General features: G+C 70.6%; 16 protein-coding genes and 3 tRNA genes. 9 read left to right on the forward strand and 10 right to left on the reverse strand.

Translation table 11 applies throughout. The features are described 5' to 3' along the window. Nucleotides 1-35: 35 nt before the first annotated feature. Nucleotides 36-956: a hypothetical protein gene (locus tag N553_RS0102700; protein WP_034620523.1), complete on the forward strand. Its 921-nt coding sequence runs from the start codon at nt 36-38 to the stop codon at nt 954-956. A 3-nt stretch (nt 957-959) separates the two neighbouring features. On the opposite strand, the gene N553_RS24055 is transcribed toward N553_RS0102700, so the two are convergent. From N553_RS24055 to N553_RS0102730, 6 genes are read right to left on the reverse strand one after another with little or no spacing between them, the layout of a single operon-like run. Next, entirely contained in the window at nt 960-2102 is a 1143-nt protein-coding gene (locus N553_RS24055; protein ID WP_051639780.1) for a hypothetical protein, read from the reverse strand. A gap of 18 nt (nt 2103-2120) precedes the next feature. Further along, nucleotides 2121-2993, reverse strand: coding sequence for a prenyltransferase (locus N553_RS0102710; protein ID WP_028045256.1), 873 nt, complete (start codon nt 2991-2993; stop codon nt 2121-2123). Beyond that, the gene (locus N553_RS0102715) at nt 2990-3316 is read right to left on the reverse strand and encodes a lycopene cyclase domain-containing protein (protein ID WP_028045257.1); all 327 of its coding nucleotides are present in this window, start codon (nt 3314-3316) and stop codon (nt 2990-2992) included. The genes N553_RS0102710 and N553_RS0102715 overlap by 4 nt, the downstream gene beginning before the upstream one ends. Continuing rightward, nucleotides 3313-3621: a lycopene cyclase domain-containing protein gene (locus N553_RS0102720; protein WP_028045258.1), complete on the reverse strand. Its 309-nt coding sequence runs from the start codon at nt 3619-3621 to the stop codon at nt 3313-3315. Before N553_RS0102720 ends, N553_RS0102715 begins: the two co-directional genes overlap by 4 nt. Beyond that, nucleotides 3618-5237: a phytoene desaturase family protein gene (crtI, locus tag N553_RS0102725; protein WP_034620525.1), complete on the reverse strand. Its 1620-nt coding sequence runs from the start codon at nt 5235-5237 to the stop codon at nt 3618-3620. Before crtI ends, N553_RS0102720 begins: the two co-directional genes overlap by 4 nt. Next, entirely contained in the window at nt 5234-6112 is an 879-nt protein-coding gene (locus N553_RS0102730; RefSeq protein WP_028045260.1) for a squalene/phytoene synthase family protein, read from the reverse strand. The genes crtI and N553_RS0102730 overlap by 4 nt, the downstream gene beginning before the upstream one ends. A 138-nt stretch (nt 6113-6250) precedes the next feature. Between N553_RS0102730 and galE the strand changes: the two genes are divergently transcribed. Continuing rightward, the gene (gene galE, locus N553_RS0102735; protein ID WP_028045261.1) at nt 6251-7210 is read left to right on the forward strand and encodes a UDP-glucose 4-epimerase GalE; all 960 of its coding nucleotides are present in this window, start codon (nt 6251-6253) and stop codon (nt 7208-7210) included. A gap of 3 nt (nt 7211-7213) precedes the next feature. Here galE and N553_RS0102740 read toward each other — a convergent pair whose 3' ends face one another. From N553_RS0102740 to N553_RS0102750, 3 genes are read right to left on the reverse strand one after another with little or no spacing between them, the layout of a single operon-like run. Then, a complete protein-coding gene (locus N553_RS0102740) occupies nt 7214-8140 on the reverse strand; it encodes an LLM class flavin-dependent oxidoreductase (RefSeq protein WP_028045262.1) in 927 nt (308 codons plus the stop codon). 10 nt (nt 8141-8150) lie between these two features. Beyond that, on the reverse strand, nt 8151-9062 hold the full coding sequence (locus tag N553_RS0102745; protein WP_028045263.1) for a cation diffusion facilitator family transporter: 912 nt from the start codon (nt 9060-9062) through the stop codon (nt 8151-8153). Nucleotides 9063-9067: 5 nt separating this feature from the next. Continuing rightward, nucleotides 9068-9421: a metallopeptidase family protein gene (locus tag N553_RS0102750; protein WP_028045264.1), complete on the reverse strand. Its 354-nt coding sequence runs from the start codon at nt 9419-9421 to the stop codon at nt 9068-9070. A 148-nt stretch (nt 9422-9569) separates the two neighbouring features. Here N553_RS0102750 and N553_RS0102755 point away from each other — a divergent pair. The 6 genes from N553_RS0102755 (at nt 9570) to N553_RS20770 (ending at nt 11320) form a co-directional block, all read left to right on the forward strand. After that, nucleotides 9570-9642 (forward strand) — tRNA-Glu (locus N553_RS0102755). 57 nt (nt 9643-9699) lie between these two features. Next, nucleotides 9700-9773 (forward strand) — tRNA-Asp (locus N553_RS0102760). A 39-nt stretch (nt 9774-9812) separates the two neighbouring features. Continuing rightward, nucleotides 9813-9888: transfer RNA gene (locus N553_RS0102765), tRNA-Phe, on the forward strand. Between the two features lie 176 nt (nt 9889-10064). Then, nucleotides 10065-10514, forward strand: a complete 450-nt coding sequence (locus N553_RS0102770; protein WP_028045265.1) for a phage holin family protein — start codon at nt 10065-10067, stop codon at nt 10512-10514. Between the two features lie 78 nt (nt 10515-10592). Next, complete coding sequence (locus N553_RS0102775) at nt 10593-11003, forward strand: phage holin family protein (protein WP_028045266.1); 411 nt, start codon at nt 10593-10595, stop codon at nt 11001-11003. Beyond that, nucleotides 11000-11320 (forward strand): DUF3618 domain-containing protein, encoded by a 321-nt coding sequence (locus tag N553_RS20770; protein WP_034620528.1) that lies wholly within the window; start codon nt 11000-11002, stop codon nt 11318-11320. Before N553_RS0102775 ends, N553_RS20770 begins: the two co-directional genes overlap by 4 nt. A 170-nt stretch (nt 11321-11490) precedes the next feature. Here the strand turns inward: N553_RS20770 and N553_RS0102785 are convergent, their stop codons facing one another. Continuing rightward, nucleotides 11491-11697, reverse strand: a complete 207-nt coding sequence (locus N553_RS0102785; RefSeq protein ID WP_028045267.1) for a BldC family transcriptional regulator — start codon at nt 11695-11697, stop codon at nt 11491-11493. A gap of 609 nt (nt 11698-12306) precedes the next feature. Here N553_RS0102785 and N553_RS0102790 point away from each other — a divergent pair. Then, nucleotides 12307-12519, forward strand: a complete 213-nt coding sequence (locus N553_RS0102790; RefSeq protein ID WP_028045268.1) for a DUF3073 domain-containing protein — start codon at nt 12307-12309, stop codon at nt 12517-12519. Nucleotides 12520-12760: the final 241 nt, after the last annotated feature.

Consider the following 12760-nt stretch of genomic DNA (forward strand, 5'->3'; position numbering starts at 1 on the left):
CACACCCGGCGCGGCCGCGGCCCTAGGTTGTGCGCATGACACGACCGCGGCCGCGCGACGGGTGGGTGATCGGCCTCTGTGTGGTGTCAGCGTTCGTCGCGCTCGCGACGGTGCTGGTCTACCGGGTGCAGCTCGACCAGACCCCGGGCACGGTGCTCGCTCTGACGCTCCTCGTGGTCGCCGGTGCGGTCGCGGCCGCCTGCCGCCCGCGGCGCGCGGCGCGACATGCGTGGCTGTTCGTCGTGCCGGCGACCCTCGCCACCTGGCTCTGGGAGGTCGCGGGTCCCGCCACGCCGTCCTACGACGTCCTGACGGTCACGGTCACCGATGCGTCGTCGCCGGCGTCGACACCCGCGATCTACCAGTCCCCGGACGCAGCCGTCTTCGGCCAGTCGACCGGCCCCGTCCCCATCTTCACCGCGCTCGTGGTTCTCCTCTGGGCGGTCACGACCGTCGGCCTGGTCGTCCTGGTGCGCGATGCACGACCCGAGAGCGGCGCCGCGCACGTGCTGGCCGTCGTCGCCGCGGTGCTGACCGCCCCTCAGGTGCACCAGCTGGCGACCCGCCACCTGCTGCTCGCAGGCTCCGACGTGTTCGAATCGACGGGGTCTGCCACAGCCGAAGCCGTCGCTGTCGCCCTGGTCGTCGGGATCGGCGCCGCTGTCGTGCGCTCGCACCGACGCGTCCCGGCCCGTTCATCCCTGTACCTGCTGCCCGCCGCGATGCTGACGTGGCTCGCGTGGACCTCGGGCCTAGGACCCGAGCCTGTCTACGGGAGCTTCGCGTACGGCGGCTCCGTCCAGCTGACGTGGCTCGACACGCTGCCCTGGACCGCGATCGCTGCCTTCGCGGCCTGCCTGCTCGTCGTCGTGTGGATCCAGGCCGTCCGGGGCACATGGAGCATGCTCGTGCGGTACCGGCCACCGCCCGCCCTGGAGGAGCCGCTCGTCCCGTGACGGTCAGACGGCGACGAGCTCGGGTGCCCCGACGCTCGCCTCACGACGCGCCGAGTACCGGTCGTAGAGGGTGACGATCAGCGCCACGATGTAGGCGAACAGGAGGACGTCCCCTGCGGAGAGGTCGGCTGCACCGCGGCTCGCCAGCGCGGCGAACAGCAGCATCGCGACCACGCTGACCGCAGTGTTGATCGCGACCTGCACGCCCAGGTGCGCGGCACCGGACCGCCCGGTCCGTGCGCGCCAGACCGACAGGCCCGCGTGCGCCAGGACCGTCGCGGTGACCACGAGCGCGACGTCCCAGAGCCTCGCGTCCAGCAGCGGCCACGACAGGAACATGATCATCGTGACGAGCCCGGCAAGAGCGACCTTCTCGAGCACGTGGCCGACGCCGTGCGGCGCCACGTCGATGCGGCCGCGGGGCGCCCAGCCGACGTGGCGTGCGACCACGTCGGAGTCGACGGTGAACGGCCACGCGGCGGGCGGGAGCCGCTTCGAGAGCCGCAGACCGACCACGACGAGCACCGCGACGACAAGCAGCAGGCCGACGACGACCCAGGGCCGGTTGGCAATGCCCTCGGCCCAGGACGCGGTGCCGGGGACGCCGAGCACGCGCTCCTTGATCTCGTCGGTGGCGTCGAGCTGGGCGACGTGGATCCACCACTCCTGCGGGAGCTTGATGAAGATCCAGATGAAGGCCGCCGTGAGGACGAACGCCTTCTTCGAGAGGCGGCCCGCGTCCCAACGCGTGCGGACCACCTCGATCGCGATCACGAAGTACTCGAACGTGTTGGGGAAGAGCATCAGGAGCCAGCGCTCGCCCGACAGCTCGAATGCCAGCACACCGACCAGCCGGTAGTACCAGAGCGCCGCGGCGACGCCCAGCGCGAAGGGGTTGCGCCAGTTCCGGATGACCGACAGGTACGCGACGGTCAGGTAGTAGATGTCGAGCGCCTTGTCGTAGGACTGGTAGTTGTCCAGCGGCAGGTCGGTGAACGTGGCGAAGACGGTCTGGTCGATGCCGTCGATGACCAGGGCTGCGAGGAGCGCGGGCAGCGGGAACCGTGGGATGAACAGCGGGACCACGAGCCGAAGCCCGACGACCAGCGCGAAGATCGTCCAGTCGTGCGTGCTGACGGATCCCATGCCGGGCACTCTAGGGGGTCAGGATGTCCAGGTTGTCGCAATCAGCAGCATGGTGACGACGAATCCCGTGACGAGGTTGAGCCAGAGGAACGTCCGCCAGCCTGCGTTGGCGCGTTCGCAGTCCTCGTCCCGGACCGACCAGAACCTGGCTGTGCTGACCGCGTAAGGCACGGGGAGCACAGCCGCGAGCACGCCGGGCCACGGGACGAGCAGCAGGACCCCCGCGGCCAGCACGTACAGGACGGTCGACGCCACCACGGTCGGATGCGCTCCGAGCGCCGTCGCGACCGACGCGATGCCGCCCTCGCGGTCGGCGCGCACGTCCTGGACCGCGCCGAACGCGTGCGAGGCCATGCCCCACAGCACGAACGCGACGAGCACCGGCCATGTCGTCCTGGTCGTCAGCGACGCGCCGACGAGCACGAGCGCGTAGAGCAGGGGGCCGACGAAGTGCATCGCCGACGTGAACGAGTCCAGGACGGGCCGCTCCTTGAACCGCAGTCCCGGCGCGGAGTACGCCACGACGAGGAACAGCACCGCCAGGAGCGTCAGATCGGCCGCTGTCGACCCGTGCAGCAGCAGGTAGACGACGAACGGGACGGTCAGGATGATGCAGGACCACAGGATCCGCCGGTGCACCTCGGCGGCGCGGTCCTGCGGCACCAGAGCGCCCTCGATCCCGCCCTTGCGTGGGTTGCGCAGGTCCGAGGCGTGGTCGAACACGTCGTTGATCCCGTACATCAGCAGGTTGTACGGGATCAGGAAGAACAGTGTCCCGATGGCGAACAGCGCGTCCAGTCGACCACCGGTCGCCAGCAGGTAGCCCGCCGCGAACGGGTACGCGGTGTTGATCCAGGAGAAGGGCCGCGAGGCCGCCAGGACCTCCTTCACGCCTCCTCACCGCCTCCGCCGGGCGCCTCGCCGCGGCTCGGCCGCCCACCCAGCACGGTCCACAGCACAGGCATCCCGAGTGCGGCCGCCACCGCGTAGGCGAAGTCCTCGATGGGCGCGCCCCAGACGTAGACGCCGAGGATCTTGTCCGCGTCGTAGACGTAGAGGTCGGCCGCGATCATCGCTGTGTCGAACACGGCGGTCAGCAGGCAGAGCACGACGACCGTCCCTGTGACGGGGCCGCCGCGCAGCCGTCGGAGCACGGGCCAGGACACTCCGACCAGGACGGCGAGGACGAGCAGGTTGAGAGCCGCGTTCGTCATCGCCGCCGACGCTCCAGCCCGCGCCAGGTGAGCAGCGCGGTGTAGCAGAGCAGCGCGAGGAAGAACGCCTCCTCGACCGGCAGCTCGGGTGCCAGCAGGATCCCGGTCATGTGCGGGGACCCACCACGCGCGAAGATGCCCAGGCCCAGACCGGCGAGGTCCCACAGGAGGAACCCGAGCACGCCGATCCCGACCGACAGCGAGGCGCGGCGGGCGTCGGCCCAGAAGGCCAGCCGGAAGCGGCGGTCCAGGATGGCCAGCCCGGCAAGCGAGAGCAGCAGGGCACCCAGGTACAGGAAGGTCATCGGTGGACGGCGCTCCACACGCCGCCCGGGCGCGCAGACGCGAGGAACCCAGGCCGCAGGGGCTCCGGCAGCGGGCGCGCGGACGTCTCTCCCAGCATGCGCTTCACCACGAGCTCGGCGCTGATCAGGCACATCGGCAGTCCCACACCAGGGATCGTCCCACCACCCGCGTGCAGGAGGTTCGGGACGCGCGCGGACGCGTCGCCAGGGCGGAACATCGCGCTCTGCCTGAGCGTGTGCTCCATGCCGAGCGCCGTGCCGCGCCAGGCGTGGAAGTCCCTGGCGAAGTCGGCGGGGCCTCGCACGGACCGCACGACCACCCGTTCCCGGAGGTCCGGGACACCCGCCCAGTCGCCGATCTGGTCGAGGTAGCGGTCCGCGTGCCGGTCGAGGTCGGTGAGGGTGGGGTCGGCCGGGAACGGGACGAGGACGAAGAGGTTCTCGTGGCCCGCCGGTGCCGCTGTCGGGTCTGTGGCCGTGGTCCGCGAGACGTAGAGGGAGGCGACCTCGGGCACCCTGGAGGTCGTGGACGCACGGTCGGTGCCGAGGATGTCCTCGAAGTTCGCCGGCCAGTCCCGGGTGAAGAACAGCGAGTGGTGGGCCAGCTCGGGCAGCGCTCCACGGACGCCCGCCACGATGATCAGCGCCGAGATGCCGGGCCCCTTGGTGTCCCACGTCTCCGGGGGCAGGTCGCTGTAGCTGGCGTCGAGCAGCGCGCTCTCGGTGTGGTGCCGGTCCGCCGCGGAGACCACGATGTCCGCCGGCACGAGCTCGCCGGTCGACAGCCGGACGCCGCGGGCCGTGCCTGACCTGCGCGGATGCACCAGCGATGCAGACATCGGCTCGACCTCGATCGAGGCGACTGCGGCTCCTGTGCGGATGCGGACGCCCTCCCGGATCGCGATGCGCTGGAGTGCTTCTATCACTGTGTACATCCCACCGCGGGGGAAACGTACACCGTCCACCAGGTCCAGGTGACTCATGAGCGAGTAGAGGGCCGGGACGCGGTACGGCGAGCTGCCGAGGAACACCGCCGGGTAGCCGAGCACCTGCTGCAGCACCGGATGGTCGACGGCGCCGGCCACGTGCTCAGCCAGCGTGTGCGTCAGCAGGCCCGCGAGCGTGCGGGACCGGCGCACGACGTCGCGCGTGACCAGCCGGTGCGGACGAGCGAAGGTCGTGTACAGGAAGGAGTCGAGCGCGTCGCGGTACGCCTGCGTCGAGTCCTGCGCGTACCGCCGCATCGCGGATCCGGCACCCGGTTCCAGCGCCTCGAACGTCGCCCAGTTGACCTCCGGGTCCTGCACCACGTCGAGAGGCGCATGACCGCCGGACGGCTCAGGGAACAACCGGTACGCCGGGTCAAGCCGCACCAGGTCGACGTGGTCCTCGATCCGCTCGCCCAGCAGCGCGAACGCGTGCGTGAAGACCTCCGGCATGAAGTACCAGGACGGTCCGGTGTCGAACCGGAACCCGTCCAGCTCCAGCAGCCCAGCCCGACCACCCACCCCGTCGTGCTGCTCGAGCAGGGTCACGCGCGCTCCCCCGCGCGCCAGCAGCGCCGCGGTGGTCAGCCCGGCGATCCCGGCGCCGACGACGACGACACGTCCGCTCACCGGCCCGCCCGGGCCTGGGCGAGCACGGCCTCCCCGACGACGACCAGCTTGGTCGGTGTGGAGAGCCGGAGCCGACGTTCCAGGATCTCGCTGGGCGTGCACCGCTCGAGGTCGTCCATCAGCCGCTCGTAGAGCGCGAGCGTCGCGGCGACGGCGTACCTCGCTCGGGGCGGCAGCTCGGGCAGCGCCGACCGCGCGACGGCGAGGTCACCGCCGATCTCCTCGAGGATCGCGGACAGCTGCTCCCGTGAGAGCTCCCCGGGGCGCGTACCCGGGAAGTACGTGCGTTCGAGCTCCTCGTTGTCGATTCCGAGGTCGCGCAGGAAGTTGATCTTCTGGAATGCAGCGCCGAGGGCGCACGCGCCGGCCACCTGGATGTCGGTGGGCTCGACCACGGGTGCCGCCGGGCTCCGCGACTCGTTGATGAAGGCGCGGACACACATGAGACCGACCACCTCGGCGGAGCCGTAGACGTAGGCCTCGTAGCTCGCCCGGTCGTGCGTGTGGACCGTCAGGTCGGCACGCATCGACGCGAAGAACGGGACGGTCTCGGCGGTCGTGATGCCGACGCGGCGCGCGGTCCGCGCGAACGCGTGGACCACGAGGTTCGTCGAGTAGCCGGTGCGCAGCGCGCGGTGCGTCTGCTCCTCGAGCTCGTCGAGCTCGGCACCGGCGTCGTCCCCGCGGTAGGTGTCGACGACCTCGTCGGCGAGCCGGACGAGCGCGTACACGGCGCGGATGTCCCGCTGCCCACGGCGCCCGAGCAGCCGGGTACCGAGGCCGAACGACGTCGAGTACGCGGCGAGCACCGTGGCGCTGGTGCGTGCGGCGGTGGTGTCGTAGAGCCGCAGCGCGCGGTCCCTCGCCAGTCCCATGGTGTCCCCTCTGATCCAGCGCCCCTGCCTACCCGTTAGCCTCCCAGCGGTTCGGGCTGTGTGCCCAATGCCCGCGCACCCCATCCCGTTCCCTGGTTGTCGCGGCGGCCGCGCGCAGCGATCGGTACGCTCGCCTCCATGACATGGCTGGTCACTGGCGGTGCCGGGTACATCGGGTCTCACGTGGTGCGGGCGTTCGGGCAGGTGGGACTCAGCACGGTCGTCCTGGACGACCTGTCCAGCGGGCACAAGGAGTTCGTCCCGGGCGACGTGCCGCTCGTCGAGGGCTCGATCCTCGACACGGACCTCATCGCGGACACGCTCAGCCAGCACGGCGTCGTGGGGGTCGTGCACCTCGCGGGGTTCAAGTACGCCGGAGTCTCGGTCAGCCGACCGCTGCACACGTACGAGCAGAACGTCACCGGGACCGTCCACCTGCTGGAGGCGATGGCCTCGCAGGGGGTCGACGCGATCGTGTTCTCCTCGTCGGCCGCCGTCTACGGCACCCCGGACGTGGACCTGGTCACCGAGACGACCGCGACGCACCCCGAGTCGCCCTACGGCGAGTCCAAGCTCATCGGCGAGTGGCTCCTCGCCGACCAGGCGCGGGCGACCGACCTGCGGCACACGTCGCTGCGGTACTTCAACGTCGTCGGCTCGGCCACCGACGACCTCTACGACACGAGCCCGCACAACCTCTTCCCCCTGGTCCTCGACGCCCTGGCCGCGGGCCGGACCCCGCGCATCAACGGGACCGACTACCCCACCCCGGACGGGACCTGCGTCCGCGACTACCTGCACGTCGCGGACCTTGCCGCGTCCCACGTCGCCGCCGCGCAGGCTCTCGCCGAGGGACGCACGCTCGAGCCGGTCTACAACCTGGGCTCGGGCGACGGCAGCTCCGTGCGGGAGATCATGACGGCCGTCGCGCAGGCCACCGGGATCGACTTCGAGCCCGAGCTCGCGCCTCGACGTCCGGGCGACCCGGCCCGCATCGTCGCGTCCGGCGAGCTCGCCGCACGTGACCTCGACTGGCGGATGCGCCACACGCTGCTCGGCATGGTCACCAGCGCCTGGTCCGCCCGCCAGGCCCACTGACGGTCAGCGCGCAGCGACCGGGAGGGCCTGGAACGTCGGGAGCTGCGCGGCGAGCGCGTCCAGGACCGCCGGTGAGCCCGCGTAGACGCCTTCGGCACGGGGCCAGTGGACGATCACGTCGGTGAACCCCAGCGCCGCCGCGCGCTCGATGCCTTCGACCACGAGGTCGACCGACTGCATCGAGAAGATCGGCGCACCGTCGAGGCTCAGGTAGCGACGTAGCGGCGGCATCCCCGCGGGTCGATGGGTCGCGACGGCCTCGTCGACGCTCGCCTGCATCGCCGCCAGGCCTGACCACCACTGCTCCTGCTCGGCCACGGGATCACCGCCCTCGCCCTCGGACAGGAACGTCTGCCCGTAGGTGACCCAGCCCTGCCCGTGCCGGGCCGCGAGCGCCATGGTGCGCGGCCCGTTGGCGGCCACGACGAACGGGGTGCGCGGCTCTGCGAGCGTCCCGGGGATCATCCGGGCACCGTCGGCGCGGTAGAACTCCCCCTCGTGCTCGGTGACGGGCGTGGTCAGGAGCGTGTCCATCAGGGCGACGAACTCCTCGAACCGCCGCGTCCGTTCGCCGCGACTGATCGGGTCACCCGCGACCCATGAGTCGAGGCCCTCGCCGCCTGCACCGATCCCGAGCACGAAGCGCCCGCCGCTGATGTCGTCGAGCCCCATCACGTCCTTGGCGAACGGCACCGGGTGCCGGAAGTTCGGCGACGCCACGAACGTCCCGAGTCCGATGCGTTCTGTCACGGCCGCCGCGGCGGCGAGCAGCGGCACGGTCGCGAACCACGGCTGGTCGACGAGCGTGCGCCACGCCAGGTGGTCGTACGTCCACGCGTGGTCGAACCCCCACTCCTCCGCGAGGAGCCACTTGCGGCGCCCGACCTCCCAGCGGTCCTGCGGCAGCACGACGATCCCCACGGCAACCATGGTCGCGACCCTACGCGTGCGAGTGACGTTCCTCGCGGGTGGCCGACGGCGGCTCGAGCTGGAACGTGCAGTGCGCGACGTCGAAGTGGCCGGCGAGGCAGTGCCGCAGGTCGTCCAGCACCCGGCCGGCCTCGCCGCGCGCGAGCAGCTCGTCCGGCACCTCGACGTGCGCGGACAGCACAGGAACCCCTGATGTGATGGTCCACGCGTGGAGGTCGTGGACCCCGAGGACGCCAGGCACCCCGCAGATGTGCGACCGGATCGCGTCGAGGTCGACCCCGCGCGGGGTGGCCTCCAGGAGCACCCCTGCGACGTCGCGCAGCAGCCCTGCGGCCCTCGGCACGATCATCAGACCGATCAGGACGGAGGCGATCCCGTCGGCCCGCAGGAACCCCGTGGCCATCACGACCACCGCAGCCACGACCACCGCGACCGACCCCAGCAGGTCGCCGAGCACCTCCAGGTAGGCACCACGGACCGTCAGCGACTCCTCCTGCCCGCGCCGCAGCAGAGCGAGGCTGACGGCGTTGGCGAGAAGACCCACGCACGCGACGACGAGCATGAGACCCGCCTCGACCGGTGCCGGACTGACGATCCGCCGGACACCGCCGACGATCACGACCAGGCCCACGACGCCGATGACCAGCCCGTTCACGAGCGCAGCGAGAATCTCGGCACGCTGCCAGCCGAACGTGCGCGCGGCAGTCGCGGGGCGCGTGGCGAGTGCCGTCGCCCCCAGCGCCAGGCCGACACCGGCAGCGTCGGTGAGCATGTGGCCCGCGTCCGCGACCAGCGCGAACGAGCCGGACACGACACCGCCGACGACCTCGACGACCAGGACCACCAGCGTCAGGACGAGGACCGCGACCAGCGACCCCGTGTGCGCCTGTGCCGCCGTCGAGTGGTCGTGGTCGTGGCCCACGACCATCAGCCCCAGCCGAGCGCGTGCAGCCGCTCGTCGTCGATGCCGAAGTGGTGGGCGATCTCGTGCACGACGGTGACCGCGACCTCCTCGACGACGTCGTCCCTGTCCTCGCAGAAGTCCAGGGTGGGCAGGCGGAAGATCGTGATGCGGTCGGGCAGCGACCCGGAGGCCCAGAAGTCGCCACGCTCGGTCAGTGGCGTCCCCTCGTACAGCCCGAGCAGGTCAGGCTCGTCGGCGGGCGGTGAGTCCTCGACGAGCACGACGACGTTGTCCATCATCGCGGCGAGCTCGGCCGGGATCTCGTCGAGAGCGTCGCGCACGGCATCCTCGAACTCGGCGCGCGTCATCTCGACCATGCCGACCATCTTCGCAGGCTGGGGGCGCGCCGGAGGGTTCCGCCGGTCGGTCAAGGACGGGGCGACAGGGGCCGCTTTGGAGTTCGGGCCGATCACCCCGTATGCTCATCACCGGTCTTCCGACGCCTCGACGTCAGGGGTTGGACTAGCCCCCATCGTCTAGCGGCCTAGGACCCCGCCCTTTCACGGCGGTAGCACGGGTTCGAATCCCGTTGGGGGTACGAGCAGTACCAGCAGGTGCAGTACCGCAGTTCAGTAGCAAGGCCTTGTCTCACCAAGGCCCCGTAGCGCAGTTGGTTAGCGCGCCGCCCTGTCACGGCGGAGGTCGCGGGTTCAAGTCCCGTCGGGGTCGCTCGATTCGCCGGTCTACGGACCGGCGTTCTCGTTTCACGGCTCTGTAGCTCAGTTGGTAGAGCGCACGACTGAAAATCGTGAGGTCACGGGATCGACGCCCGTCGGAGCCACCACTGAAGCCCCCCTGGTGACCAGGGGGGCTTCTTCTGTCTCTGGCCTTCGTCTCATGGTCCGGAGCGGTCGATCACTGCTGTCCGACGAGCTAGCCGCTCCCCGCCTGTCCACCACCCGCTCGATGCCCCGTCCGACCTAGGGTGGGCGCAGTCCTACGAGCGGAAGGAGACCGTCCATGACCAGCACCCCAGGCGCCGAGAGGCCCGATCGATCCAGGAGCTTCTTCGACCGGCTGACCGAGCCGTTCGCGGACAAGGCGCGCGAGAAGATCGAGCAGGTCGAGGACCACGTCCGTGACGCCCTGCAGGCGGAGATCAACGCCGTCGCGATCAGCGTCCGCGCCCGCGCAGTGGAGGTCCGCCCGTCGGCGATCGCGTTCGGCGTCGCGGCGCTCGTCACGTTCTTCGGGCTCGCCCTGTTCGTGACCGCGGCGGTCTTGGGACTCTCGCACGCGGTCGAGCCGTGGCTCGCGGCGCTGATCGTCGGCGTCGCACTGGTCCTGATCGGCGCCGGCGCCGCCGCATGGGGGCGCCGCCACCTCCCGAGCGGACCGCCCCTCTCCATCGTCCGCGTGCAGGAACCGACCCATCCCGCCGAGGAGCACGTCCATCCTTGGGAAGACTGACCGCCGCACCTCTCGCGTGGCGGGTCCGCGACCAGCACACTTGTACCTCGACGAGTCACCAGAGCGAGAGGTTGCGCCATGACCACCCAGTCGGGACCCCCGGGCGACGAACGATCCCTGGGCAAGCTCGTCAGCGAGATCAGCGAGACGGGCGCCAGGCTCGTCCGCGCAGAGATCGAGCTCTTCAAGGCTGAGATCGCCGGCCGGGCCCAGAAGATCGGCATCGGTGCCGGCCTCCTGGCTGCGGCCGGTCTCCTCGCGCTCTACTTCCTGGCCGCGGCCATCGCGACCGCCATCATCGCGCTCGCGCTCGTGGTCGACCTCTGGCTCGCGGCACTGATCGTCACGGTGCTGCTACTGCTCGTCGTGGCCGTGCTCGCCCTGATCGGCATCCGGAGCATCAAGAAGGGCACACCGCCCTCGCCCATCCGCGCCATCGAGAGCGTGCAGGAAGACATCGACGCGATCAAGACGGGGATCCGCTCATGAGTGACGAGACGACCGACCGACCGGCCAAGCCCGTCGAGCCGTTCAGCACTCCGCAGATGGTCGCCATCGAGGCGGAGATCGCGGCCGCGCGCGCCGAGCTGGCAGCGACCGTGGATGAGCTCGTCGCTCGCGCCGACCCCCGGGCGCTGGCCGCCAGGCTGCTGGGGGGCTTCGGGCAGCTCTTCTCCGCCGCAGTCACCGGTGAGGACGGGCCTGAGGCTCGCAAGAGGGCTCTGACCGTGCTGGGGAGCGTCGCTGCCGGCGTCCTGGCGCTGGGAGGCCTCGTCGTCTTCGCAGCGTCACGCCGCGGCGACTGACGCCGGTTTCACCGGCCGTCATAGCTGTCCCGAACCCACGGGCGCCCGTGGCGGCCCGACAGGCCGCGGAGGCCGGAAACCACACCGGCCGACTCCGGCGCGCCTGCATCGTTGCTTGGCGCAGCGGTAACCCGGGTCGGGGGCCCCGGGACTTCGAGCGATACGGTCGGTCAGCTGTCCGAGCGCTGCTGCGGGATCCCGTTGAGAAGGTCCCGAACCTCGGACTCGCGGTAACGGCGGTGCCCACCGAGCGTGCGGATCGAGGAGAGCTTCCCGGCCTTGGCCCACCGCGTCACGGTCTTGGGGTCCACCCGGAAGAGCGTGGCCACCTCGGACGGGGTGAGCAGGGCCTCGGACTCTGTTGCGTGTGCGTTCACGAAATGCCTCCTGGCGAGGTATCTGCCCCACGACACCGACGGCGCCGGTGCTCTGATTTCTTCGTGTGCGGCGATGCGTTGAGGCTCAGCGACACGGGTCGACTATCAGACGCTTGTCAGCCGTCAAAGCGGACAACTCCCCTCAGCATGCACGAAAGCCCCCCATATCGCATGCCCCGGAGCGCTCTCGCTGCGGATCTTCACAGCACTCCCTTGCTTTGCGTACCGGCCCGTGCTGCCGGGTCGTCAGGTCAGACTAAACCCGACGAAACGGTCAAACCACCCGACACGCCCGAACAGCCTCGAACACTGGACGCTTGTCCGACTGCGCCGCACCGCCCGCCTGCCCTCCGGGCCTCCCGTCGAACCTTCACAGGTCTGCGCGCCTCCCCGGATGCTCCGCGCCGTACGGTGGAGTCGGGCGCCCGAGCGGCCGAACGACACGCAATCAGGACGTCTCGGGCCCATCTCCCGGATCCCGACCTGGCGAGTGGTCGGAATACGCAACGACCATGTACGGTTGCCCCACGAAGAGACGAATTCAGCACCCCGGGGCCGCACGTGTCAGCACGGAGCCGCCCCGCTTCCACGTAAGAGGGGGTCGATGCCATGGGGCGCGGCCGTCAGAAGGCTAAGCAGACGAAGGTTGCCCGGGAGCTGAAGTACTTCAGTCCCGACACCAACTACCGAGCTCTCGAGCAGGAGCTCACGTCGCACGGCCACAACGATGTCGTGACCGACAACCGCCCTCGCGCGGTTGTGGAAACCGACACTGACGACGACAACGACGACTACCGCCGTTGGTCGGACGACGATCGTTGACGCGGTAGGTGTCTGACCTCGCGGTTGCCGCGAGGTCGTGGCGCAGCGCACGCTGCGTGAATCCAGAGCAGGGCGTCGCAGGTGCACCACGTCTTCGGGCACTCGCGACGCCCTGCTGGCTTCGTCCACGGACCGTGGGGCACGAGCCGCACGCGGACGTCGCGACGCCAGAGGTCCCGTGGGAGAACCGGCAGCCGGTGCTCCGGCATGCTCGGTGACAGGACCGCCGGCTACCCGCGCC

Source organism: Cellulomonas sp. URHE0023, assembly GCF_000688475.1.
GTDB lineage: Bacteria > Actinomycetota > Actinomycetes > Actinomycetales > Cellulomonadaceae > Cellulomonas.